The sequence below is a fragment of the Neoroseomonas oryzicola genome (assembly GCF_012163135.1).
In the GTDB taxonomy this organism is placed as follows: Bacteria; Pseudomonadota; Alphaproteobacteria; order Acetobacterales; family Acetobacteraceae; genus Neoroseomonas; species Neoroseomonas oryzicola.
Genome location: NZ_JAAVUP010000007.1, coordinates 57,993 through 82,457, shown reverse-complemented (window position 1 = coordinate 82,457; position 24,465 = coordinate 57,993). Strand labels below are relative to the sequence as shown.

At 71.9% G+C, this 24,465-nt stretch carries 22 protein-coding genes; 11 read left to right on the top strand and 11 right to left on the bottom strand.

What is annotated here, in order from left to right:
• Positions 1 to 55: 55 nt before the first annotated feature.
• From GWK15_RS19130 to GWK15_RS19120, 3 genes are all read left to right on the top strand, one after another.
• Positions 56 to 376, top strand: a complete 321-nt coding sequence (locus GWK15_RS19130) for a c-type cytochrome (protein ID WP_168042982.1) — start codon at positions 56 to 58, stop codon at positions 374 to 376.
• 67 nt (positions 377 to 443) lie between these two features.
• Positions 444 to 1,505 (top strand): NAD(P)-dependent oxidoreductase, encoded by a 1,062-nt coding sequence (locus GWK15_RS19125; protein WP_168042981.1) that lies wholly within the window; start codon positions 444 to 446, stop codon positions 1,503 to 1,505.
• 52 nt (positions 1,506 to 1,557) lie between these two features.
• A complete protein-coding gene (locus GWK15_RS19120) occupies positions 1,558 to 2,712 on the top strand; it encodes an MFS transporter (protein ID WP_168042980.1) in 1,155 nt (384 codons plus the stop codon).
• A gap of 6 nt (positions 2,713 to 2,718) precedes the next feature.
• Here GWK15_RS19120 and GWK15_RS19115 read toward each other — a convergent pair whose 3' ends face one another.
• From GWK15_RS19115 to GWK15_RS19100, 4 genes are all read right to left on the bottom strand, one after another.
• Positions 2,719 to 3,387 (bottom strand): M35 family metallo-endopeptidase, encoded by a 669-nt coding sequence (locus GWK15_RS19115; RefSeq protein WP_168042979.1) that lies wholly within the window; start codon positions 3,385 to 3,387, stop codon positions 2,719 to 2,721.
• Positions 3,388 to 3,532: 145 nt separating this feature from the next.
• Positions 3,533 to 4,273, bottom strand: coding sequence for a M35 family metallo-endopeptidase (locus GWK15_RS19110; protein ID WP_168042978.1), 741 nt, complete (start codon positions 4,271 to 4,273; stop codon positions 3,533 to 3,535).
• An 8-nt stretch (positions 4,274 to 4,281) separates the two neighbouring features.
• Complete coding sequence (locus GWK15_RS19105) at positions 4,282 to 5,001, bottom strand: Crp/Fnr family transcriptional regulator (RefSeq protein WP_168042977.1); 720 nt, start codon at positions 4,999 to 5,001, stop codon at positions 4,282 to 4,284.
• Positions 4,998 to 6,719 (bottom strand): tetratricopeptide repeat-containing protein, encoded by a 1,722-nt coding sequence (locus tag GWK15_RS19100; protein ID WP_168042976.1) that lies wholly within the window; start codon positions 6,717 to 6,719, stop codon positions 4,998 to 5,000. The genes GWK15_RS19105 and GWK15_RS19100 overlap by 4 nt, the downstream gene beginning before the upstream one ends.
• Before the next feature lie 121 nt (positions 6,720 to 6,840).
• Between GWK15_RS19100 and GWK15_RS19095 the strand changes: the two genes are divergently transcribed.
• From GWK15_RS19095 to GWK15_RS19075, 5 genes are all read left to right on the top strand, one after another.
• Positions 6,841 to 7,980: a toll/interleukin-1 receptor domain-containing protein gene (locus GWK15_RS19095; RefSeq protein ID WP_168042975.1), complete on the top strand. Its 1,140-nt coding sequence runs from the start codon at positions 6,841 to 6,843 to the stop codon at positions 7,978 to 7,980.
• Positions 7,980 to 8,285: a hypothetical protein gene (locus GWK15_RS19090; RefSeq protein WP_168042974.1), complete on the top strand. Its 306-nt coding sequence runs from the start codon at positions 7,980 to 7,982 to the stop codon at positions 8,283 to 8,285. The genes GWK15_RS19095 and GWK15_RS19090 overlap by 1 nt, the downstream gene beginning before the upstream one ends.
• Before the next feature lie 17 nt (positions 8,286 to 8,302).
• Positions 8,303 to 9,991, top strand: coding sequence for a gamma-glutamyltransferase (gene ggt, locus GWK15_RS19085; RefSeq protein WP_168042973.1), 1,689 nt, complete (start codon positions 8,303 to 8,305; stop codon positions 9,989 to 9,991).
• Between the two features lie 138 nt (positions 9,992 to 10,129).
• The gene (locus GWK15_RS19080; RefSeq protein ID WP_168042972.1) at positions 10,130 to 10,978 is read left to right on the top strand and encodes a sulfotransferase domain-containing protein; all 849 of its coding nucleotides are present in this window, start codon (positions 10,130 to 10,132) and stop codon (positions 10,976 to 10,978) included.
• Positions 10,979 to 11,015: 37 nt separating this feature from the next.
• A complete protein-coding gene (locus GWK15_RS19075; RefSeq protein ID WP_168042971.1) occupies positions 11,016 to 12,851 on the top strand; it encodes a trigger factor in 1,836 nt (611 codons plus the stop codon).
• Between the two features lie 158 nt (positions 12,852 to 13,009).
• Here GWK15_RS19075 and GWK15_RS19070 read toward each other — a convergent pair whose 3' ends face one another.
• Positions 13,010 to 13,960, bottom strand: a complete 951-nt coding sequence (locus GWK15_RS19070; RefSeq protein WP_168042970.1) for an AraC family transcriptional regulator — start codon at positions 13,958 to 13,960, stop codon at positions 13,010 to 13,012.
• 324 nt (positions 13,961 to 14,284) lie between these two features.
• Between GWK15_RS19070 and GWK15_RS19065 the strand changes: the two genes are divergently transcribed.
• The 3 genes from GWK15_RS19065 to GWK15_RS19055 all read left to right on the top strand — a co-directional run bounded on the left by GWK15_RS19065 (position 14,285) and on the right by GWK15_RS19055 (position 16,861).
• Complete coding sequence (locus GWK15_RS19065) at positions 14,285 to 14,809, top strand: hypothetical protein (protein WP_168042969.1); 525 nt, start codon at positions 14,285 to 14,287, stop codon at positions 14,807 to 14,809.
• A 164-nt stretch (positions 14,810 to 14,973) separates the two neighbouring features.
• Complete coding sequence (locus GWK15_RS19060) at positions 14,974 to 16,383, top strand: patatin-like phospholipase family protein (protein WP_168042968.1); 1,410 nt, start codon at positions 14,974 to 14,976, stop codon at positions 16,381 to 16,383.
• 16 nt (positions 16,384 to 16,399) lie between these two features.
• Positions 16,400 to 16,861, top strand: a complete 462-nt coding sequence (locus GWK15_RS19055; RefSeq protein ID WP_209442303.1) for a hypothetical protein — start codon at positions 16,400 to 16,402, stop codon at positions 16,859 to 16,861.
• 22 nt (positions 16,862 to 16,883) lie between these two features.
• On the opposite strand, the gene GWK15_RS19050 is transcribed toward GWK15_RS19055, so the two are convergent.
• From GWK15_RS19050 to GWK15_RS19025, 6 genes are all read right to left on the bottom strand, one after another.
• Positions 16,884 to 17,318, bottom strand: a complete 435-nt coding sequence (locus GWK15_RS19050) for a hypothetical protein (RefSeq protein WP_168042967.1) — start codon at positions 17,316 to 17,318, stop codon at positions 16,884 to 16,886.
• A gap of 16 nt (positions 17,319 to 17,334) precedes the next feature.
• Complete coding sequence (locus GWK15_RS19045) at positions 17,335 to 17,682, bottom strand: hypothetical protein (RefSeq protein ID WP_168042966.1); 348 nt, start codon at positions 17,680 to 17,682, stop codon at positions 17,335 to 17,337.
• An 86-nt stretch (positions 17,683 to 17,768) separates the two neighbouring features.
• Complete coding sequence (locus GWK15_RS19040; RefSeq protein ID WP_168042965.1) at positions 17,769 to 20,147, bottom strand: tetratricopeptide repeat protein; 2,379 nt, start codon at positions 20,145 to 20,147, stop codon at positions 17,769 to 17,771.
• A 103-nt stretch (positions 20,148 to 20,250) separates the two neighbouring features.
• Positions 20,251 to 21,108, bottom strand: coding sequence for a hypothetical protein (locus GWK15_RS19035; protein ID WP_168042964.1), 858 nt, complete (start codon positions 21,106 to 21,108; stop codon positions 20,251 to 20,253).
• A gap of 35 nt (positions 21,109 to 21,143) precedes the next feature.
• Entirely contained in the window at positions 21,144 to 21,683 is a 540-nt protein-coding gene (locus GWK15_RS19030; RefSeq protein WP_168042963.1) for a hypothetical protein, read from the bottom strand.
• A 105-nt stretch (positions 21,684 to 21,788) separates the two neighbouring features.
• Positions 21,789 to 24,350, bottom strand: coding sequence for an arylsulfatase (locus tag GWK15_RS19025; protein ID WP_209442302.1), 2,562 nt, complete (start codon positions 24,348 to 24,350; stop codon positions 21,789 to 21,791).
• Positions 24,351 to 24,465 lie beyond the last annotated feature (115 nt).

Genomic DNA, 24,465 nt, shown 5'->3' with positions numbered 1-24,465 from the left:
GCTGGACCGGCGGGCCGCGGCGCGGCAGCATTCATGCGCAGTCACGGAGGTTCCGATGCGGGTCGCGACGGGTCTGGTGCTTCTCGGTCTCGGGGCGGCGACGCCGGCCCTGGCGCAGCCCGAACCCGGGGACGTCCGGGCCGGCCAGCGCCTGGCGACGACCTGGTGCGCCAATTGCCACCAGATCGCCGTCGGGGGCCCCGGCTCGGCGAACGATGCCGCACCACCCTTCCCTGCGGTGGCGCAGATGGTTTCCACCACCTCGATGTCGCTGCGCGTCTTCCTGCAGTCGCCGCACGGCAACATGCCCGACTACCGCCTGTCGCGGGAACAGATCGACGACGTGGTGGCCTACATCCTGTCGCTCCGCCGCTGACCCGCCGTCTGGCGCATCCCGGCGTCCCGCGCTACCCAGGGCGCGGTTCGCAAAGGGGAAACGCCAGGTGTCCGCAGCCAGTGATCGCTTCCGTCTCGCCTATCTGATCCGGGTGCCGCACCCGACCTTCCTCGAGACGGCCGCGAAGGATCCGGCGCTCGAGGTGGTGCGGATGACCCTCGACGACGGCGAGGAAGCGGCGCTCAGGATCCTCGAGACCTGCCAGGGCTATTACGTGAAGGCCTCGCGCGACGAGTTGCCGAAGACGTTCCATATCAACGACGCGCTGCTGGCGCGGCTGCCGAACCTGCTGATGGCCGCCTCCCAGGGCGCGGGCTACGACACCATCGATCCCGGCGCCTGCACGCGGGCGGGCGTGCTGCTGGTCAACCAGGCCGGCGGCAATGCGGAAGCCGTGGCGGAACACGCCGTGGGCATGATGCTCGCCCTGCTGAAGCGCTTCCCCGAATGCCACGCCGCGATGCGCGAAGGCCGCGCGCACAAGCGCGAGGAATTCATGGGCCGCAACCTCTACGGCAAGACGGTCGGCCTGGTCGGCATCGGCAATGTCGGCACACGCACCGCGGCCATCCTGAACGCCGCCTTCCACTGCCGCGTCCTCGCCTACGATCCCTATGTCGATGCCGCGACGGTGGCCGACCGCGGGGCGGAGAAGATCGACAGCCTGCGCGAGCTCTGCGCGCAGTCCGACATCGTCTCCCTGCACTGCCCGCTGACGCCCGAGAGCCGCGCGATGATGGCCGCGGATTCCTTCGCCGCCATGAAGCCGGGCTCGGTGCTGGTGACGACCGCGCGTGGGTCGATCCATGACGAGGGTGCGCTGCTCGCCGCCCTGCAGAAGGGCCACATCGCGGCTGCCGGCCTCGACGTGTGGGAGCAGGAGCCGCCGCCGAAGGACCACCCGCTGCTCTCCCACCCGGCGGTGATCTGCACCCAGCACACCGCGGGCGTGACGCATGAAAGCCGCGCGATGATCACCCGCATCGCGGCCGAGGCCTTCTCCGCCTTCGCCGCCGGCCGTTTCCCGCCGCGCATCATCAACCCCGAGGTCAAGGCACGCGTGGCCGAACGCTACAAAGCCGCGCTGGGCCGCCCGATCACGGACTGATCGGGCGCTTGTCCGGCTTGGCGGCGGCGCGCCGCGGCGGGAGGATGGCGCGATGACCGCCACCGCCAACCGCGCGCTCACCGTCGCCGTGCTGGGTACGACGCAGACCCTCTCCTGGGGGTCGTCCTACTACCTGCCCGCCATCCTCGCGACGCCGATCGCCGGCGAGTTCGGCATCAGCCGCGCGACGGTCTTCGGCATCTTCTCGGTCGCGCTGCTGCTGACGGCGCTGCTCGGCCCCGCCGCAGGCCGCGCGATCGACACGCGGGGCGGGCGGGACGTGCTGGCCGTCTCAAACCTGGTCTTCGCCGCGGGGCTCGCATTGATGGGCTTCGCGCCGGGACCGGTCGTCTTCGGCCTCGCCTGGGCGGTGTTGGGCGTCGCGATGGCGATGGGCCTGTATGACGCCGCCTTCGCCACCCTCGCCGGTCTCTACGGCAAGGACGCGCGGAACAGCATCACCGGCATCACGCTGATCGCGGGCTTCGCAAGTACGGTAGGCTGGCCGCTGACCGCGCTGATGGATGCCGAATGGGGCTGGCGCGGGGCCTGCTACGGCTGGGCGGTGCTGCATGTGGTGCTCGGCCTGCCGCTGAACCGGCTGCTGATCCCGCGCGTCCCGCCGCCGGAACGCGCCGCCGCCGTCACTGCCGCGGCCGGGCCGGAGCCGCGGATGGCGGACATGGCGCTGCTCGCCTTCGTGCTCGCGACGGCGGGGTTCAGCGCGTCGGCACTCGGGGCGCATCTGCCGGGGCTGCTGCAGGCGGCGGGGACCACCGCGGCGGCGGCGGTGGCGGCGGGCACGCTGCTCGGCCCCGCGCAGGTGGGCGCGCGGATCCTGGAATTCGGCTTCCTGCGGAAGATCAGCCCGCTGGTGTCGGCACGCATCGCGGCGGCCGCGCATCCGATCGCGGTGGCCGTGCTGCTGGCCGGCGGGGCGCCCATGGCGGCGGTGTTCGTGCTGATCCACGGGGCGGGCAACGGGATGCTGACGATCACGCGCGGCACCTTGCCGCTCGCGCTGTTCGGCCCGGTCGGCTACGGGCAACGGCAGGGGTTCATCACGGCGCCGGCGCGGGCCTCGCAGGCCTTCGCGCCGTATTTCTTCGGGCTGCTGGTGGATGCCTATGGCGCGCAGTCGCTGCTGCTGACGGCAGGGCTGGGCCTTGCCGCCGTCGCGGCGCTGTTCGTGCTGCGGGCGCGCTGAACGCCGCTACTCCGGCAGCGTCTCCACGAAATACTCGTAGTTGTCGGCGTTCTCGGCGGCCCGGGCGGCATTCTCCTTCGCCAGCCGCATCGCCCCGTTCGGGCGGTAGGCGTGGTCGCGCGTGTTCGCCGCGATGTGCGATCCCTCATGGACCAGGATGCCCCAGCGGGAATCGGTGCCGTCCATCCGCGCGCGGAAGAAGGGCGGGCAGACGCCCAGGACCAGGTCGCGTTCCCGCGCATAGGCGAAGCGCCCGCCGGGGCAGGCGCCGGGATCGTTGCACTGGAATTCGATGTTCGACACGTCGGCCAGGCGCGCCGCCGTGAGTTCCAACGTCATGCCGATGACCTTCGCCGAGGCATCGCCGAACCAGCGACGGACATGCGCATGGTCGGGCTGTTCGCGCACCATGCGCAGCGCCGCGGCGAGGCGCGGGCGCGCGGCGGCAAGCGCCTCGTCGATCGCCGCGCGATGCTCCGGCGTGCAGGCGGGGCCCGGAATGTCCGCAAGCCCGCGCTCGAGCGGCGGCGGCTTCGCGGTCGGCGCCTCGACCTGCAGCACTTGGCGCGGCGGCTCGAGCGCCGGCGGCTTGGTCGTCGGCAGGTCGGCCTGGGCCACGGGTGCGTTGGCGTCGCGCGGCGGCTTCCCGCTCGGCACATCGGCCAGCACAGGCACAGCGACGAGCAAAAGCCCGACTGCGGGCAGACCTCGTCGGCACAGCGAGGATATTGGCGTCATTCGCATGGTCGGCCACCAGCCAAGCACGTCGCGATCCACCGCGCCATGAACCGCTGCACGTCGCATCGGCGGGCAGTGCCGATCACGATCGGGGAAGGGTCTCGACGAACAGTCGGAAATTGTCGGCGTTCTCCGCCGCACGCGCGCCGTTCGCGCGCGCCAGGGCCAGGCTGTCGGTCCGGACGTAGGCATGGTCATGGGTCTCGGCGGCGACATGCGACGCCTCGTGGATTAGGATTCCCCAGCGCGTGCCCACCCCGTCCATCGTGGCGCGGAAGAAGGGCGGGCAGACACCGATCACCTGCCCTTCATCAACGCGGTAGGAGACGGCGGGCCGCCCCTGCGCGTCGTGGAGGACGCGCGACCAGACCTGGACATAGCCGCCGACACCGGCGTTGCATCGGGCCGGATCGTTGCAATGGATGTCGAACCCAGCCGTGTTCGCAAGCCGCGTCGCCGTACGCTGCAGCCTGCCGAGGACGACCTGCGGCGGGGCATTGCCGAACCACTGCCGGACATGGGGATGCGCCGGCTCGTCGCGGACCAGGCGCACCGCGACCGCGAGGCGCGCACGCGCCTCGACCAGTGCCGCGTTGAACACCGGGATCTGCTGGATGGTGCAGGCGGGCCCCGGAATTTCGGCCAGCGAGGCCGGTGCCGACGAAACGGGTCCGCCCGCATGCGGCCTGACCAGCGGGATGCCGCCGAAGGGCTGCGGCTTCGCGGTCGGCCCCTCCGCCAGGGCGGACCCGGACAGGACCAGCATCGCCGCCGCGACCGGCCACTGCCGGCCCATGCCGCCGATCGCCGTGCATTGTCCCATGCGGCGCGTCAGGTTCCGTCCCGCGGCCCGGCCGCCACCGCCGCCAGCCCCGCCTCGTCGAGCACGAACAGGAACGCCTTCTCGGTGTCGTAGGAAACGAGGTTCGAGGCGCGCCAGGCATTCAGGATCGAGATGATGCTGCGCGTCGTCGCCCCCAGCAGGTCGGCAAGGTCCCCCTGCCGGAACCGCGCCGCGAGACGGATGCCCTTGTCCGTCTTCACGCTGTCCGCCTTCAGCAGGTACATCACCTGCCGCGCCAGCCGGACCTCGAGCGGCGCGAAGGTCGCATCCTGCAGCAGGCCGAAGGTGCGCCGCAGGCGCGACGACAGCAGCCGCGCCAGCGCGAGGCCGAGCGCGGGCTCGCTCTCCGCGGTCTCGAGGAAGGCCGTGGCCGGGATGCGGGCGAGCTTCACCTCCCCGATCACCACCGCATCGGCGCTGCGCGGCGCGCCGTCGAGGACGCCGATCTCCCCGAAGATGTCCCCCGCGCGGAAGACCTCGACCATCAGGCGCTTGGCCGCGTTGTCCGGCGCGCCGACGCGCACGCGGCCGCGGCCTTCCAGCACGCCGTAGACGGCATCGGGCGGATCGCCCTGGCCGAACAGCGGCGCGCCGTCGGCCGGCGCGATCCGCCGCGCGCCCTCGGCCAGGCGCGCCAGGGCGGTTGCCGGCAGGGCCTGGAACAGGCCGATGCGGCCGAGTTCCTCCGCCAGACGCGTGTCGCTCATGCCAGTTCCTCCTCGGCGCCCGCGCGGCGCAATGCGTAGAGCGGCAGCGACCCGAAGCCCTTGGCGGTCGGGATGCGCCCCGCATAATCGCAGGCGAGGCCGGCGCTGCGGGGCAGCAGCGCGATCTCGCAGGCGAAGGCCTCAGTCGCGAAGATGCGGCCGGGCGGGGTGACGGGCTCGATCCGGGCGGCGCGCGTCATGGCGCGGCCCGAGAACTTGTCGGCCTGCTGCACGGCGTCGCGCACCGGCAGCAGCGGCCCGAAATCCAGCGCGAAGCGCGGATGGATCGGCGGTTCCTGCGCCGCCAGCGCCGCGCGCATGTCGAAGGCGCAGCAGGCGGCGTCGCGCACATCCTCGAAGGCGACCTGCACGGCGTCGCCCCAGGCGTTGCGATAGGCCGCGGGATAGCGGTCGAGCGCGGCGCCCATGGCGGCGAGCGGCCCGTCGTAGAAGGTCTCGAGACCCGCATCGTCCAGCGCGCTGAAGCGTGGCAGGTCCCCGAACAGCACCGCCATCGGCCGGCGGCGCGTCTCCGGCGGACCGTTGCCGACGCCGATGCGCCGCCAGGGCCAGCCCAGATGCAGCGAACGCCCGCCCGCCGCCGTCCAGGTTCGCACATCCGCCCCGGTGCCGGCCGCGCCGCGCGCCGGCAGCGCATCCCAGGCGGCGACCTGGACCGCCTCCCCGTCCCGGTGCCGGGCGGTCAGCCGTGCCAGGCCCATCGCGCGGCGCGCCGCCATCGCCAGGTGCAGGTCGTCGTCGGGGAAGGGCCGTTCGTCCAGCTGGATGATGCGCACCTTGGCCAGCAGGGCGCGGAAGCGCGGCACCCAGCGTTCCCCGGCCGGCGCGACCGAGGAGGCCTCGTAGGTGTCGGGGTCGCAGGGGAGCACGGCCGTCGGCGTCACGCCGGCGCGCAGCAGCGCCTCGACCGCCAGGATGTCGAGACCGGCGGCGAGCCCCCCGAAGGCCGCCCCGACCCGTTCGGCCGCGATCGCGACATCGAGGCTCGCGGCCAGTTCGCCTTCCACCGCCGGGTCGTCCTGGCCAGGCCTCGGCATGTGGCCGGTGTAGTGCAGCACCGATGGCACGCGCAGCACGTTGACGAAGGCGGGCGGCAGGCCGAGTGCGGCGGCCTCCCGCCGCATCTGGCGCCGCGTGGTGGCACGGGCGGACAGGTCGCTCCCGGCGCGCTGTTCCGCTTCCTCGAGCGCGCGATGCGCCTCGCTGATCCGGCCGGCGACCAGCAGCGCCTCGGCCCTGGTCGCGGCGGACCAGTAGTCCCCGCTGTCGCGCAGGCCCGACAGCACCTGCTCGGCGATCTCCGCGGCCGGGCCAGGCTCGCCGGCGATCAGCCGCAGCCCGGCGGCGTTGACGCCGTGCCACCCCTCCCCGCTCCGCTGCCAGAGGCCCTGGTAGCGCCGGGCGGCCTCGGCCAGCAGCGGGCCGCGCTCGGCCGCCGGCCGTTCGAAGGCCCGGTCCTTGATCAGGCGGGCACCGAGGGCGGCGACCTCGGGGTCGGCCTCGGCATCGAGGTGCAGGCGATGGAACAGGTCGAGCGCCATGCCCGTCGCCCCGGCCCGGGCGATGGTCAGGGTCGCGCGGTAGCGAAGCGCCACGTCGTCCGGGCGCTCGGCCAGGGCGGCCATGGCCCGGTCATGGGCGGAAAACAGGAGGCCCTCGGCCTCCATCGCCAGGACCTCCGCGAGCGGGTCGGACATCTGGCCTCGGCCGCGGGGTGGGGAATCCAGTCTACGGGTCGGGCCCATGGGCAGCAATCTATGCAGGCGCATGGCGCGAAAGGCCATGCTGTGCCAGAAACGACGTCCCCGGACGCCGCCCATGCCGCATGACGTTTTCCTGAGCTACGCGTCAGCCGACCGTGCCGCCGCAGATGCGGTGTGCGCGGCGCTGGAGACGCGCGGCATCGTCTGCTGGATGGCGCCGCGCGACGTGCCCGCCGGCGCCGACTGGGGCGAGGCGATCCTGACCGCGATCGGCCGGGCGCACGCCATGGTGCTGATCCTGTCGCGTAACACCGCCTCCTCCGTCCATGTCAGGAACGAGGTGGTGACGGCGGTGTCCCAGTCCCTCGCCCTGGTGCCCGTGCGCATCGAGGATTGCCAGCCCGGCGGCGCGCTCCGCCTGCATCTGGCCGGGTCGCATTGGCTGAACGTCTATCCCCCGCCGGTCGAGCAGCATGCCGAGGCGCTGGCGGTGGGCGTGCGGCTGGCGCTCGCGGCCGATGCCACCATCGAGATCCCGCGCGGCCAGGCGGCAGCGCTGGTCGCCGCGGCGCGGGCGAGCAGCGCGCAGCGGCCGCCGCCCGGGCCGGTCGCGCAGGACAGGCCGTCCCAGCGGCCCGCGGCCCCGCCCCCCGCCGCGCCCGCCGGCAAGGCGGCGAAGAAGGCCGCCGACCCGGCGCCTCACACCCCGCAGCCGGGCGCGGGACGCGGCGCGACGGTGGCGCTCGGCCTCATCATCGTCGCGCTGGTGATCGCCCTGGGGGCGGCGGCCTGGATGTACGAACCGCGGATTCGCGCGCTGCTCGGCACGACGACGCCGACGGCGCCGGCCGGCGCACTGGCCTCGGCACCCGCGACCGCACCCACGGCGGAGGTCGCGGCCGCGCCCCCGTCGTCGGCCCCGCGGTCCTTCGCCGCGGCGCCCCCCGCGGCGGCCCCGGCACCCCGCCCGGCCCTGGCCGCGCGGCTGATGAACACCGCGGACAGCACGATCACGAATTTGTTCGTCGCGCGCGCCGAGGACGGGATCGGGCGCGAGGACTGGCTCGGCAGCGCGCAGGTCACGCCCGGCAACGCCGTGCTGGTCCGCGCGCCGGAGGGGCAGGGTTGCCTGTTCAACATCCGCGTCGTCTACATTGGCGGCAGGACCGAGGACCGTCCCGGAGTCGATCTGTGCGCCGCCGGCGAGTTGCGTTTCGAGGGTGGGAAGGCCTTGGCACGGTCGTCGCGGCCATAGTGGCGGCGACGCCGCTCGCTTTCGCGCAGGACCGCCGCCCGCATCCCTTCATGCTGATGAACCTCGGCCCCGAGGCAGTGGTCGGCGTCGAGCTGTCGCCCGCGGGCGAACAGCGATACGGCCCCTCCCTGATCGGCCGCATCGAGCTGCCGGCCGGCAGCGCGCTGCACCTGACCCCGCCCGCTCGGTTCGATTGCATCGCCGATCTGCGCGTCCGCTTCGCGGATGGACGGGTCGAGGAACACGCGCGCGAGGATCTCTGCCAGGCGCAGCGCGTGCTGCGCGTGCCATCCGCCCCCCGCTGACGAGGAAACGCCCGAACATGACCAGCGACTGGACCGCGCGCGCCGGCACGCGCTTCACCTGCGAGAAGCGCCCCGCCACCGGCACCAAGGGCATGGTGGTGACGAACCATCCTCTGGCCTCGGCCGCGGGTGCGGAGATGCTGGCCGCCGGCGGCAATGCCGTGGATGCGGCGATCGCCTCGCTCTTCGCGCTCACGGTGGTCGAGCCGATGATGGTCGGGCTGCTCGGCGGCGGCACGGCGCATCTGCGCCTGCCGGACGGGACGCACACGGTCATCGACGGCATGGCCTGCTGCGCGGCCGCCGCGCGGCCGGACATGTTCACCCCCGCGCAGCCGGACAATCCGCGCAACCTCGAATCCGTGGGGCGCACCAACGCGGTGGGCGGGCTGTCGGTCGCGGTGCCGGGCAACCTCAAGGCCTGGTGCGAGATGCTGGAGCGCTTCGGGTCCTTCCCGCTCGCCGACGTCATGGCGCCCGCGATCCGCCACGCCGAACGCGGCTACCGCGCGACGCCCTACCTCGCGGAATGCGCGGGGGAAGCGGCGCCGGACCTGCTGAAGGACCCGGCCATCGCGGCGCTGTATGTGCCGGGCGGGGAGAAGCTGAAGGCCGGCCACCGCATCGTGCAGTCGGACTATGCCGAGACGCTGAAGACCATCGCGAAGGAGGGTGTGGCCGCGCTCGACGGCGCGCTGGGCGATGCGATCGGGGACGGCATCGCGCGGGCGGGCGGCATCGTCACCGCCGCCGACATCCGCGCCTATCGCACCGTCGAACGGCAGCCGCTGCGCGGCGCCTATCGCGATGTCGAGGTGGTGCTGCCCCCGCCGCCCGCCTCCTCGGGCGTGCATGTGCTGCAGATGCTGAACATCCTGTCGGGCTACGACCTGAGGGCGCTCGGCTTCGGCAGCGCGGACACGCTGCACCTGCTGGCGGAATGCCTGAAGATTGCCTTCGCGGATCGCGCCGCGGCTTCGGGCGACCCCGCCTTCGTGAAGGTGCCGGTCGAGCGCCTCACCTCGCGCGCTTATGCCGATGAGCGCCGTGCGCTGATCGACATGGCGCGGGCCCAGGCCTGGGGGCCGGGTGTCGCGCCCGAAAGCCCGAACACGACGCATCTGACCGTGGCGGATGGCGACGGGCGGATCTGCTGTTTCACCCAGACGATCAACTCGACCTTCGGCGCGCGATTCCTCGTGCACGGGACGGGGATGATCCCGAACAACTACCTGGCCACCTTCGACCCGCGGCCGGGCAATGCGCTGTCCATCGTGCCGGGCAAGCGGGTGACGACCTCCATGGCGCCGATGATCGTGCTGCGCGGGGGCAAGCCGGCCTATGCGCTCGGCATGCCGGGCGGGCTGCGCATCTTCGGTTCGGTGATGCAGGGGATGCTCAACCTGGTGGATCACGGCATGACCCTGCAGGAGGCGGTGGAAGCGCCGCGCCTGTGGACCCAGGGCGAGGCCGTCGAGATCGAGCCGGCGGTGCCCGAGGCGGTGCGCGCCGACCTCGCCGCCCGCGGGCATCAGTTGCAGCGCATGCCGCATGTCGGCGGCGGGATGTGCGCCATCGCCTTCCATGGCGACGGGGTGATGGAAGGGGCCGCCTGCTGGCGCGCCGACGGCACGGCGATCGGCGTCGGCGGGGGCCTTGCGCGCGCCGGCGCGCGGTTCTGGCCGGACGCCGCGGGGCCGCGCTGAAGCCCGCGCAGATCCTTGGTTTCCGGCGGGATTCCTGGCCTTTTGGTTGACAAGGCCGGGGGCCGCCCATAGACGAGTTGCTTGACTTGATCATGCGCGGCGTGGGGGCGACGCCAGCACGGACGGGGTTGGTACCGAATGACCGAACGCCTGCAGCTGACGACCTTCGCGGGGCGACCCTACGAGATCGTCTTCGAACCGCCGACCCGGGCGGAGACCTTCTACTGCGTCGCGCTCCACAAGAGCGGCTCGGTGCTGTTCGACAACATCGTGAAGGGGCTGTGCGCGGCGGCAGGCCAATCCTACCTCGACGTCGAGGGGCAGCTGTTCCGCCAGGGCCTGAACTTCGGCCATTGCGACCACCTGCTGCTCGATTTCTGCGGGCGGCCCGGCTTCGTCTATTCGGGCTTCCGCGGGCTGTGGCAGATGATGCTGCTGCGGCGCTTCCGCGCCTCGCGCAAGCTGATGCTTGTGCGCGACCCGCGCGATATCGCGATCTCCTTCTACCATTCGATGGCCAAGAGCCATTCGGTCCCTGCCGACGGCCCGGTGCGCGAGACGCTGATGGGCATGCGCAACGAGGCCGCGACCAAGGGCCCATCGGACTACGTGCTGCAGGGCGGCGTCGACGGCGTCTTCGCGAACTTCAACGCCTACGCGAACGTCACGCGCGGCAAGGCCTCGGGCGAGTGGAAGATCTACCGCTACGAGGACGTCATCTACAGCAAGCTCGACTGGGCGAAGGACATCGCGGCCCAGCTGCAGCTCGACCTGCCCGAGGACCGCATCGCCGCGATCGTCGCGAAGGAGGACGTCTTCCCCGAGAAGGAAGACCCGTCCAAGCACATCCGCCGCGTCCATCCCGGCGGCTTCCGCGACTCCCTGACGCCGGAGGCCATCGCCTACATCGAACGCCGATGCGCCGGGGCGATGGACCATTTCCGCTACGCGAAGGAACCCGCGGGCCAGCCGCAGCAGGTCGCCTGACCGCGTGAAGGACGCGGCGCGGGACCGGGGCGCGGCGATGGAAGTCACCGAAACCGAGCGGGACGGGCTGCGGCGCGGCTACGACGTTATCATTCCCGCCGAGGAGATCACCGGCCGGCGCGACGCGCGCCTGGCCGAGATCGCGCGCACCGTCTCCATGCCCGGCTTCCGGCCCGGGCGCGTGCCCGTCGCCGCCGTGAAGGACCGCTACGGTGCGGCCGTGCTGGCCGAGGTGATCGAGGCACAGGTCAAGGCGGCCTCCGCCCGCGTCGTTGCCGATCACGGCCTGCGGCCCGCCCAGGATCCGCGCATCGAGATCCATCGCTTCGCCGAGGATGGCGAGCTTGCCTTCCGCATGGAGCTCGAGGTGCTGCCCGAGGTGCGGCTGCCGGATTTCGGCGCGATCAGGCTCGAGCGGCTGGTCGTGGAGCCGACGCCGGAGGCGGTGGAGCGCGCCCTGCTCGAGGTCGCGGAACGGCACGGGCATTTCGTGGAGGTCGAGGCGCGGCCCGCCGCGCGTGGCGAGGTGCTGGTCTGCGACGTGACCGGCCACCTGCCGGCGGACCTGCTGCAGAACGGGCCCGCGCTCGGGGCACTGGCTGGGCAGCCAGGGGTGGCGCCGTCGAAATGGGGGCTCGACGTCTCGCCGGGGCTCGAACGCGCGGTCGTCATCGCCGGGACGAACGGGACGCTGCCCTTCTTCGACATGATGGTGCGCGGCACCGCGCGCCGCGGCGGCTTCATCCGCGTCTTCCCCGGTGCAGCGGCCGGCGTGCCCGCGACGCCAGGCCAGGTGCTGACGCTGTGCCTGCAGGCGGAGATCGTCGCCGGCGCGCTGCCCGATGGCGCGACGGTGCGCCTGGGCTTCAACGAGCGTGCGGCCAACGCGATCCTGAAGGCCTCCCGCGTGCCGGTCGAACCGGGGCCGGGCGAGATGCGCGCGACCATCGCCCTGACCGACGACCGCGCGCTGACCTTGGTGCGGCCGCTGCTCGAGATCTCGCTGCCGAACGAGGGCGCGGTGAACCTCGTGCTGCGCATCGGCCCGGCGCGGCTGTTTGTTGGCGCGACGGAACCCGAGGTGCCGCCCTTCGACGGCGGGACGCTGCGCGACGTCGCGATCGAGATCGGCGGCGCGGGTCCGGCGCCAGGCCTCTCGGCGCTGCTGGAGGGCATGGCGCCCGGCGAGACGCGCGAGATCGACATCGTCTACCCGTCCGACCATGCCGCGGCCGAATTCGCCGGCCGGCGCGCGCGCTTCCACGTCGCCGCGCGGGCGCTGCGCGTTCGGCAGCGGCGCGCGGTGGATGACGACCTCGCGGGCGCGGTCGGGGCCGGGGACCTCGGCGCCTTGCGCGACCAGGTGCGCCAGGCGCTGCAGCGCGACTACGACCTGCGGTCGCGGCAGGTGCTCAAGCGCGCCGTGCTCGACGCGCTGGCCGTGCAGGCGAACTTCGACGTGCCGCAAGGGCTGGTCGAGCTGGAGTTCGCCGAGGTGTGGCAACGCTTCCAGGCCGAACGCCATGGCGGGCGCGTCAGCGTTGCGGAGGCCACGACGCCCGAGGAGACGCTGCGGGCGCGATACCGCGCGCTGGCCGAACGCCGCGTGCGCCTGCGCCTGCTGCTCGCCGAGATCGGCCGCGCGCACGACGTGCAGGTGCCGCTCGAGGACATGGCGCGCGCGATCCGGCGCGAGGCGAACCGCTACCCAGGGCAGGAGGAACAGGTCATCGACTTCTACCGCCGCACGCCCTCGGCGGCCGAGGCGCTGCGCGGGCCGCTGCTCGAGGACCGGATCATCGATTTCGTCATCGGCCGCAGCACCGTCGCCGAGCGACGGGTGACGGCGGCGGACGCGCGGGCGCCGGCGTAGAGCAGCCGCCGACCCGACGGCGCCCGCCCGCACTGCCGCGCATCGGGAATTCCGCAAGAGCCGATCCCGATCAGGTGGAACGACCACATCCGGTGAATATGCCCGCGCGAAGAATTGACCGGCGACGTTGCCGTGAGCGCAGGCCAACGGAAGCGGCTCTAGGCCGGCCGGGCCGTCTCCGACGGCAATTCCCCGAACAGCGCGCGGTAGGCCTGCGCGAAACGTCCGAAATGCCAGAAGCCGAAGCGCAGCGCGGCCGCCTTCACCTGCGTCTGGCCGCCGCCGGGATTGGCGCGCAGCGCCTGCCGCGCAAGGTTGAGCCGGCGGATCCGCAGGTAGCGATGCATCGACATGCCATGCACCGCGACGAAGGCATCGTGAAGGGTCCGCATCGGCACGCCGAGCGCCGCGCGCACCTCCTCGGAATAGAGAGGCTGGTCGATCCGCCCCGCCATGTACTCGTCGGCCAGGCGGACCAGTTGCACGCGCCGGCGCAGGGCCCGAAGGCTGGCGCTGTCGACATCCTTCCACTGCACCACGTGGCGGGCAAAATGATGGAACTCGTCCGAGATCGATTGTTGCACGGTATCGACGAGCAGCCGGTGCGGGTCGGCCGCCGCGATCGCCCCGATCTCGCGCACGCGGGCCTCGATGCCGGCCCGCGCGGTCGCGGCGAAGTGCCGCGGGGCGAAGTCCCCCCTGCCCGGCGCGTCGTCGTCGCCGACCAGGCGGGCGAAGGCATCGGCATCGAAGGACACCGCCGCCCATTCGATCGGCGTCGCGACCTGGCTTTCGACGGCGCCATCGGGGCCGAGCAGCATGAGTTCCGCCGGGGACATCGCATGGCTGTTCACGACCGGTCGCCCCGGCGCCCCGCCGAGCATGAAGAGCAACGCCGAACTGCCGGGCGCTATGGTGCCTCGGCTCAGATGCGGGCCGTCCGACATGATCTGCAATTGGACCCCGGCGAAGGAGGCCGCAGTGAGCGTCGCGCTGAAGCGGCCTGGCGCCTGCGACAGGTATTCGACCGACGCATCGCGCAGCGCGGCCGCGACCTCGGCAGGATCGTCGAACTGCATCACGAGCGGCAGCGCCGCGAACTGATCCATCGTGGCGTCGTCCAGAGCGAAGCAGCGCCGTCGGGGGTGGCCCCGCGACGGGGAAACCCCGGGGCAGAGGTGAGCACGGTCCCGGTCGCCTCCTATTGGCCAACCTGCCAAAAACGGACAAGGATTATTGCGCTGCCGGCAGCGTCGCGCGGATGATTTTATGGTGCCTGTCCGGCCAGTATCGGGCATCGCTGCGGTGGATGGCGCCGTCATCGATGCATCTTCACGGGCCGGCGGGTCGTCTCGCGGCCGGCCCGCGCAGACGCTAACCTGCCGCAGAATCCGGCCCGCAGGGCCATTGGCCTCAGTTTCCAGGGACCTCGCATGACCAACCTCGCCCGTCGCGCCTTGGCCGGGAGCACGCTCGGCTTGCTGATGCTCGCGGGTTGCGCCGCCGACCTGCCGGAGACGCCGCCGCCCGCCGACGCCTTGCCCGGGCCGGGCCTCGGCGCCGGTTCCGGCGCTGGCACTGGCCCCGACCCGAGCCTCTTTGTCCTGTCCCCCGGCACGCCTCCGGACGGGACGGTGCGTGTGACGATCCCGCGCAACGGCGGCACCGCGCGTGGCAACCTCGACACCAACGGCCAGCGCTTCCGATTCACCATCACCGGGCTCGGCGCGCAGGGGCCCGCGCCGGCGCGCATCACGGTCACCGGCAATGTCTACGGGCTGCAGCGCAGCCGCGACTTCGCCGGCACCTACCGCGATGTCGGGGCCGCGGCGACGGACCTCGGCGGCAGGTTCAGGATCGGCAACGACAACCTGGTGTTGATGGTGCTGCGTCCCTCGCCCGCCGCGGCCGAACTCACCGTGCCGACCGGCGGCGCGACCGTCACCCTCCAGCCCTGAACACGCCGCCCTGCCGCGGCGCGGCGCCGATTGCGGCGCATCGCCCGGCCAGGATGGATCACGACCGCGCAACCCACCGCCCCCGGACGACGATGACGCGACGCCTCGCCGCCTTTCTCGTAGGCCTGATATTCCTCTCCGGATGCACCAGCCTGCAGGTGCAGATGAACCGTCCGCTGCCGATGACGCCGGAGGGCACGCCCGACTTCGCGTCCAACTACGGCGTCGGCAACTTCGAAGCACAGGCCATCGCCGGTGCGCCGGAGTGGGCGGCGGCGCAGAGCGACCTGCTCGTCTTCGTGGCCTTCTCCGGCGGCGGGAAGCGGTCCTCCTCCTTCGGCCATGGCGCGCTGCGCGGGCTGCGCGCGATCCAGGTGCAGCCGCCGGGCAGCGCCGGATGGACCTTGCTGCAGGACGTCGACTACATGGCCGGCGTCTCCGGCGGCAGCTTCCCCGCGGCGCATTACGGCCTCTACAGGGAACGCCACTTCGAGACCTTCGCCGAGGAATTCCTCAAGCGCGACATCAACGCCTACATCTTCGGCATCTACCTGCTGCCCTGGAACTGGGACTGGCTGGCGAACCCGACCGTCGGCACCAACGACTACATGGCGCAGGTCTACGACCGGCTGATGTTCCGTGGCGCCACCTTCGCCGACCTACGGCGGCGCGGCCCGCCGGTGGTGTCGGTGAACGCGACGGACATCACCAACGAGGTCTCCTTCCCCTTCCTCGGCGGAACCTTCGGCGCGCTGTGCTCGGACCTGAACAGCTTCCCGATCGCGCGCGCGGTGGCGGCGAGCAACGGCTTCCCGATCCTGTTCAGCCCGATCACCCTCGAGAGCCACGCAGCCCAATGCCGCGGCCAGCGCCCGCCTGGCGCGCCGCCGGCCTCCGCGGCCGAGCCGGCGAGCTCCACGGCCCGCCGCGCCGAACTCGCGCGCCTGGTGAACGTCTACGAGAACCCCGCGGTGACGCGCTACGTCCACCTGATGGATGGCGGCATCGCCGACAACCTGGCGCTGCGCGGCCTGCTCAACGTCTTCATCTCGCTGACGCCGGAGGACGCCTTCTACCGCGCTGCCGCCATGCGCACCCGGCGCATCCTGGTGCTGAGCGTGGACGGGGAGGCGGCGCCGGACCGCAGCCTCGGCCGCCAGCGCGTGGTCAGCGGGATCGGGCAGATCTTCTCGGCCGTCAGCGGCACGCAGATCGATTCCTACAATTTCGAGACGCTGGCCGTGACGACCGACATGGTGGCGAACCTGGTGCAGCAGTTCCGCCGCATCCGCTGCGAGGCCGGCCGCACCGTCAACGGCCGCCCCTGCGACGACGTCCAGGGCCAGGTGGTCCATGTCTCGCTCGGCGGCATCGACGACCCGACCTGGCGGCAGCGGCTCGAGAGCATCCCCACGGGCCTGACCATTCCCGACGCGGATGTCGATGCGCTGGTCCAGTATGGCGAGCAGTTGGTCCGCGACCATCCGGCGATTCGCGCCGTGGCGGCGGCCGCCGGGCTGAACCCGCCGGGCCAGCCGGTCGTGGCCGGCCCCGGCGCGCGGCCGAGGCGCTGAGGACGGGCTGGCCCAGGTGTCCTCGCAGATCCAGGATGTGGGGTTCTGGGGCCAGTCCTGGCTGGTCGGCGTGCCGCTGATCGCGCTGACGGTGGTGGTGCACGTCCTCGGCCTCGGCCTTATCCGTGCCGCCTTCGCCCGCGCCTTCAAGGACCGCGAGCGCTACCATCGATTCCCGCTCTATCACTTCGCAATGGTGATGTGGCTCACGGTAACGCTCGTGACCGGGCTGCACGTGGTCGAGGCGACGATCTGGGCCGCGGCCTTCCTGCTGATCGGCGCCATGCCCAATCCGCATGCCGCGATGCTCTATTCGATCAGCGCCATGACGGCCTATGGCCACGCGCAGGTCTACCTCGAGGACCACTGGCAGATGCTCGGCGCGCTCGAATCGCTGACCGGGCTGATCCTGTTCGGCCTGACGACGGCCTTTCTCTACGGAATGATCCAGCGGGCGTGGCCGGGGCGCGACAAGTGACCGCCCCGGCCGCGCGGCCGTTTCAGTTGCCGTAGTAGTTGTTCACCACCGTCGGCGGCTGGCCGTAGTTGTAGACGGTGGTCGTCGCGGGCCGCGCCGCGCTGGCTGCCGCGGCACCTGCGACGCCGCCCATCACCGCCCCGGCCGCGAAGGCGCCGCCCGGATGGTACCAGGGCGTCGCGACGGGCACCGGCGGACGGTACATGCCGCCATAGTGATAGGCGCCGCCATAGCCGTGATAGGCATAGGCCCCGTGATAGGCGCCGTAGCCGGTGCCGCCCGCGTGCCAGTGGTTGCCCCAGGCGGTGGTGCCGCCGGCATGCCACCAGACGAGTTGCGCACCCGGCGCATTGGCCCGCAGCGCCAGCCGCAGCGCCTGGCTTGTTTCCGGCGGCGCCGCGGCAGCCGGCAGCGCGACGATGCCCGCCGTGGCGGCGAGGATGAGAAGCTTCCGCATGATCCGGTCCTCCGTCTCAGCGATCGAGGGCGTGATCCTGGACCAGCTTGCGCCAGTCCGCGAGGCTGCGTTCGCAGAAGGACCGGTCCACCGCGTGCGACGACCCGGCCCCGAAGGCCGAGGCGAAACGGAAGGCGGCGTTCGAGCCGAGCTCGGCGACCAGCATGCTGTTGAACAGCAGCACGGCACGCTGGGCGCGGGGCTGCTCGGCCTCCGCCAGGCACTGCACCGCGTGGCCTGCCATCAGGCCGAGGTTCGACAGCCCGCGGTCCAGGCCTTCGGCCGTGATCGGCCCCTGCGGGGTCTGCGCCTGGGCGGCGGTGGCGAGGGCGAGGCCGAGAAGGGCCGGTCCGAGGATGCGCATGGACATGTCCTGTGACAGGGAATTGCCGAGAGCCTAGCGCGGCGGCAGCACGATGCGAGACCAAATCGATGTCCCGATTCCGCAGGTCAGCGCGGCAGAGGCCCAGTGCGCTGGCGCAGGCCGCGCAACTGCTGCAGCAGCGCCGCCGCCTCCCGGTCGTTGGGATTGAGGGCGAGCGCCGCCTGCGCCTGGCGCTCGGCCTCGGCGAAGTTGGCGCGGTCGCGCTCGATCGTCGCCAGCGCGATCAGGCTCTCGCGATGGCGCGGGTTGCGGGCGAGGTTGCCGCGCAAAACGCCCACCGCCTCCTCCCGCCGGCCGAGGTCGTTCAGCGCGATGGCGCGGACGTAGTCGTAGCGGGGTTCGTCCGGGCGCAGCGCGGCAGCGGCGGCGAGCGGCGCCAGGGCTTCGGTGGTGCGGCCGCGCCGCGCGAGAGCGAGCGCCAGCGCGAAATGGGGCTCGGCCTCGCGAGGATGCGCGGCGACGGCGCGGCGTAACGCCTCCTCGGCGGCCTCGGGCCGGCCGCGGCGCGCTTCGAAATCGGCGAGGTTCACCAGGGCGGCGAGGTTGTCCGGATCGCGCGCCAGGGCGGCGCGATAGGCCGCTTCCGCCCCCGTGACGTCGCCGCGCGCAGCGAGAAGGGCGGCGAGGTTCACCTGTGCCTCGGGCCGTTCGGCGGCGACGCGTTCGCTCGCAAGGAGTTCCTCCCAGGCGCGCTGGAAGGCCGGGCGCGCGGCGGCGGGCATCGCTTCGAGCGGCACCGGTGCCAGCGCGCGGGCGGCCTCGATGCGCACCAGGCGGAACTCGTCGGAGAGGAAGCGCACCGCGTGCAGCCGGTTGCGCGGATCGAGGCCTTCGAGGGCGCGCAACGCGGTGGCGCGCACCAGCGGCTCGGGGTCGAGCAGGGTGGCGCCGATCGCGCCGGCGCTCGCCTGGGAGGGCGGCATGGGCAGCAGCGACACGGCGGTGGCACGCAGGATCGCCGGATGCGCCCGGTCGGTGGCGATGGCGGCGAGCGCGGCATCGGCGCCGGGCCGCCCGTCCCGTCCGGCCTGGATGGCAAGCGCCCAATGCGGGTCGTCGCGCCGGCGCGGGCCGAACCATTCGACGATCCGTTCCGCCGCCCATCCCGCGCTGCGGCCCTGGTGGCAGGAGGTGCAGACATCGGGTGCGCCGACTGCCGCCGCGACGTCGGGCCGCGGCAGCGAGAAGGCGTGGTCGCGCCGCCGGTCCACGCCCATGTAGGTCGAGGCCGGCATGTGGCACGACGCGCATTGCGCGCCGGGGCTGCCCTCCGGGTGATGATGGTGGGCGGCCGTATCGAAGCGCGTCGGCAGGTGGCATTGCGCGCAGACGGCATTGCCTTCGGCGCGCAGGCGCCCGCTATGCGGGTCGTGGCAGTCGGCGCAGACCACGCCGGCACGTTGCATCCGGCTCTGCGCGAAGGATCCCCATTCGAAGACCTCGCCCTGGATGCGGCCATTGGCCTGGTATTCGCCCCGCTGCAGCAGCATCGGCGCATGGGTGTCGAGGAAGCGCGCCCCCGGCAGCGGATCGGCCACGATCGGCCGGGCGCGGGCGTGGCAGGGCGCACAGGTCTCGACCTGCATCGCTGCGGTCTGGCGGGGCGGCCCGTCCCAATGCGCGATGCCGCGCGGGTCGTCGGCATGGAAGCGCCAGGCGCCGCCCGAGGCATCGCGCAGCGCGACCGCGAGGCCGCGGCCCGAGACGTCCGTGCCCGCGCCGCCACGCGCCCAGGCGACATGCGCCGCACCTGGCCCGTGGCAGGATTCGCAGCCGACGCCGTGTTCCGTCCAGCGCGTGGCATAGGCGTCGCGCGCCACGTCGTAGCCGCGCTCGAGCCCCGTGGTGTGGCAGGACGCGCACATGAAGTTCCAGGTCTGGTCGCGGCCGGTCCAGTGCAGCGGGTCACCGGCGCGCAGCGCCTCCTGCGGCATCAGGTGGAACCAGCGCTGGCCGCCCTCCTCGCGCGGGCGGCTGTCCCAGGCCCAGGGCAGCGGCTGCCGCCGGCCATCGGGGAACAGCACCAGGTATTGCTGCAGCGGGTCGACGCCGAAGGTCTCGCTGACCGGGAAGTCCGCGACGATGCCGCCGGGGCCATCGGTGCGGATCAGGACGCGGTCGCCGTCGCGCAGGAAGGTCGCGGTGTGGCGGCCATCGGTGACCGTCTGGCCGGAGAAGTCGCCGAGCACGTTGCGCGGCGCGGCGGCGGCCATGGCGCGGGCATGGTCGCTGGCGCGCCAAGCTTCGGCCTGCGGGGCGTGGCAGGAGGCGCAGGTGGCGGATCCGGCGAAGCCGGTGCGGGCACCTTCGGTCGCGACCAGGCGCGCGCCGCCTGTCAGCAGCGATGCCAGCAGGAACGGTAGGGCGATGGCGGCGGCGAGGCACAGGCCCTGCAGCCCGCTATGCCGCCGCGCCGACGTGGCCCCGCTAAGGTCGCGCGCCACGCAGTGCCGTCCCTGCTTCTGTCATCCTCGCATCAAACCAAGACGGCTTGGCGCGCGCCCAGCGTGCCGCCGTCAGCGCGACTGATGACCCCAAGGTGCCCGCCTAGAAGCTGAAATTCACCGCCAGATACGCGCCACTCATGGTCATGTCCTGCACCAGCCGATTGCCGCCTTGGTCGTAGGACATGTAGCGCCAACCAGCCTGAACGCCGGCCCAGCCGGTCTGGTAGCCGATGCCCGCGAAGGTCTGCCAGGTGAAGTTCGAGTCGCCCGCGCCGATGTCGAGATAATACGGGACGAAGAATCCGGACTCCGCGATGTTGATGCGCCCGCGCACCCCCACGATGCCATTCCAGATGTTGTCGCTGCCGGACAGGCGCCCGGCGCCGCCGAAGGTCGGGCCGGCATTGCCGCGGGGGCCGACCAGCGTAACCGCCGCGCTGTAATCGGTGGTCGAATCGATGCCGAGGTAGCGGAACCCCGCAAGCACATCGACATTGCCCCACGTGCCGGACGCGACGGTATAGCCGCCAGCGAGCGTCCAGAGTGTTGTCTTGAGGGTCGAGTTGCCAGCCGCGTCCACCGTGCTGGAGATCGGGTCACGCCCGACATCGAGGAGATTCACGGATTGAACGCGGCTCGATCCGGCGCTGGCGCTCACGTACATGATGTCGGTCAGCAGCGAGAACCGGTCATAGCGGACCGTCCCCGCGAGCGCGAAGGCCGCGTTCAGGTTCGCGAAGTAGTCGTCGGCATTGGCCTTGACGTCCGCCGTCCCGCCGAAATTGGACGGCACGTTGTAGCGCAGGTTCGCGCTGACCGATGGCAGCCAGATATAGGGTGCGATCTCGAAGCTCCACCCCGGCCGGAGACCTGTATCCTGTGCCGCGGCGTCGGTGGAGGCGCCGATGGCGATGAGCGCAGCTGCTGCGGCAACGTTGCGCACGAAGTGATGTGTCATGTTCGGTCTGTCTTCTGCCTGGTCGGTTCGCAATCCTAACGCATCCACGCGCGGCGATAACCGCGGCGTGCGGCGCCGGCGAAGGATACCGGCGTGCGTGGCATGCCGATGATATCGATGAAGACGGAAACCTCCTCGCCGGCGCTGGGCATCGTGCCAGCCAGGACCTGGACCGTGTAGGCGAGGTTGCCGCCGTCCAACACCGGATCGCGCAACACGACGACAACCTGACGAAGTTCGCCGCCCTCAACGATCGACAGATCCGCGTTCGGCGGATCGGACAGGAAGCTATCGCGCCCCTGGCTCCAGAACGGCACGAAGGCCGCGGTGCGCATGTTACCGGCGATGCGGTCCGGGCGGTCGGCGAAGAACAGGGTGACCGGGCTGACATCGTGAAGAGTCAGCCGGCTGGCCGCACGGTCGAAGGTCATGCGCCGGGCGGTCTGCACGAACAGGAAGTCGGCGTTGCCGGATGCTTCGCCCGCCGGCGCCGTCTGCGCCCGCGCGGGCGCGGCGGCGGCAGCAAGGGCCGCCGTCGCGGCTGCAGTCACCGCGAGATTGCGCCGTGTTGGCATGGTGCTCGTCCTTCTGACGCTGCTGCCGGGCCCTATGGCCTGGGCGAGCGGTTCGTATCAGTCACGTGCGGATCCCCGGGCGACAGGCGCCCGGGGAGGCCTGCCTCAGTTTCGGCGTTGCGGCGCGGGCGAGGGCGCAGCCGGTGCCGCCGTCGGCGCCGTGCCCGGTGCGGGCCGTTCCGCGTCGCGCGCACGCCGGGCCATCATCTCGCCGAAGTCGCGGATGGCCTCGGGCGTCACCGACCCGTCGCCCAGGTCGATGGTGATGCGCCCGATCCGCCCGGTGAAGGCGAAGGGCACCTGGTAGTCGCGGTCATCGACCGGCGTGCCGGTGTCCTGCCCGACGTCGAAAGTCTCGTCCCAAGCGAAGGTGAAGGGCGTGCTGCGCGGGATAGATTGCTGCGCCACCTGCTGTCCGTTCACCGAGAGCGTCCCGGTCCCGCCGTGGCCGAAGGGGATCGGTCCCTGCATGTTCAGCGCGAAGTCGAACACGACGGTGTGGCGGCCGGGCGGCAGGGCCTGCGGCGCCTCCCACTTCACCCGCTGGATGTCGAGCAGGTTCATGGTGAAGACCGGGCGCCCCTCGCGCAGGTACAGGCCCCAGCCGGCGAAGCGGCCGCCCTGCGTGACCAGCACGCCGTTCGCGCCGCCCGCGGGCACCTCGATCTCGGCGGTGATCCGGTAGGACCGGTTGAGGATGTTCGGCGCCGCATTGCCCTGCGTGCAGCAGGACGGGCCGGTGTAGACGAACTGGCGCCGGCCGGCCGCCGGGCCGGGGCGCGAGACCAGCATGCCCGACAGCCCGTTGGCGTTCAGCGGGAAGACCTGGTTGCGCGTCGCCTCCATGGTGAAGAGGTCCTGCATCGCCCGCAGGCGCTGCGGCTGGTCGGCGGCGAGGTCGCGGACCTGCGTCGGGTCGTCGGCCAGGTTGTACAGTTCCCAGCGGAAGCCGTTCATCGCATCCGCCGGGCGGGGCGCGGTGCCTTCCCAGGGCGGCGCGGGCGGCGTCGTGCTGGCGATCCAGCCGTCATGGTAGATCGCGCGGTTGCCCAGGATCTCGAAGTACTGGGTCGTGCGGCGGGACGCGACGGCGGCTGCCTCGCGCGGGACGGTATAGAGCATGCTCACGCCATCCAGCGGGCGCTGCGCGATGCCGTTGATCGCCTGAGGCTGCTCGATGCCCGCGGCCTCGAGGATGGTCGGCACGATGTCGATCACGTGGTGGAACTGCTGGCGGATGCCGCCGCGGTCCGTGATGCGGCGCGGCCAGGACATCGCCATGCCGTTGCGCGTGCCGCCGAAATGGGAGGCGACCTGCTTCGTCCAACGATAGGGCGTGCCAAAGGCCCAGGTCCACGGCACCGCCATGTGGTTGTAGGTGCGGTCGCTGCCCCAGGCCGGGATGAAGGGCATCTGCTGTTCGGCGGTGAGTGCGACGCCATTGAAGTACATCACCTCGTTCGGCGTGCCGTTCAGCGAGCCCTCGGCGCTGCTGCCGTTGTCGCCGCTGATGTAGATGATCAGCGTGTTGTCGCGCTGGCCGAGCCGCTCGACCTCGGCGATGACGCGCCCGATCTCGGCGTCGGCATAGGCCAGGTAGGCGGCATAGACCGTGACCTGGCGGATGAAGAGCCGCTTCTCGGCGTCGCTCAGGCTGTCCCAGCGCGGCAGGAAGTCCGGCCAGGGGGGCAGCACCGCATTGGCCGGAATCACGCCGAGGCGCTTCTGGTTCTCGAAGATGCGCTCGCGCAACCGTTCCCAGCCGTCGTTGAACAGGTTCATCGCCTCGATCCGGGCGATCCATTCGGGCGTCGGGTGGTGCGGCGCATGGGTTCCGCCCGGCGCGTAGTGGACGAACCAGGGGCGGTTGGGCGCGATCTCGGTCTGCGTCCTGATGTGGGTGATGGCGTCGTCGGCCATCGCGGTGATCAGGTTGAAGCCCTGCTGGCCGAGATAGGGGTGGATCGGCGTGGTGTTGCGGAACAGGTTGCCCGGCTGCCACTGGGAGGTGTCGCCGCCGACGAAGCCGTAGAAATAGTCGAAGCCCATGCCGATGGGCCAGTTGGTGAAGGGCCCGGCGGCGGACGCTTCCCACGGCGGCACGTTGTGGTTCTTGCCGAACCAGGCGGTGGCGTAGCCGTTGCGCTGCAGCGTCGCGGCGACCGTCTGCGCCTCGGGCGGGATGATCGAGTTGTAGCCTGGGTAGCCAGCCGAGAGCTCCGAGATGTTGCCGAAGCCGACATTGTGGTGGTTGCGCCCGGTCAGCAGCGCAGCCCGGGTGGGCGAGCACAGCGCCGTGGTGTGGAACTGCGTGTAGCGCAAGCCGGCGGCGGCCACGCGGTCGAGCGTGGGGGTCGGGATCACGCCGCCGAAGGTGCCCGGCGCGCCGAAGCCGACGTCGTCGGTGAGGATCAGCAGGACGTTGGGCGCGCCCTCGGGCGGCATGACCTGCGGCGGCCAGGCGGCCGTGCTGTCCACGGAATTCGGCATGATGCTGCCGGTGAAGGGCGGCGTGGGCGCGGGCAGGTGAGTGCCATCCGGCGTCATCACCGCGCTCGGGGCACCGGGTGTGCCGCGGATCTGCTGGGCCTGGGCGGAAGCGCCGATGCAAACGCCTGCGGCAAGGAGGGGGACAGCCAGCATGGCCGGCAGGCGTCGCATCGTCATCCGTCTTCCCCCTCGTAATCCGCCCGCGACGACGCGCTGATCGTCAGTCAGTGCGCCGGGCCGTTAACCCTAGTTGGAAGAATGACGAGAGCATGCAGACATTCGCTATCCTTTT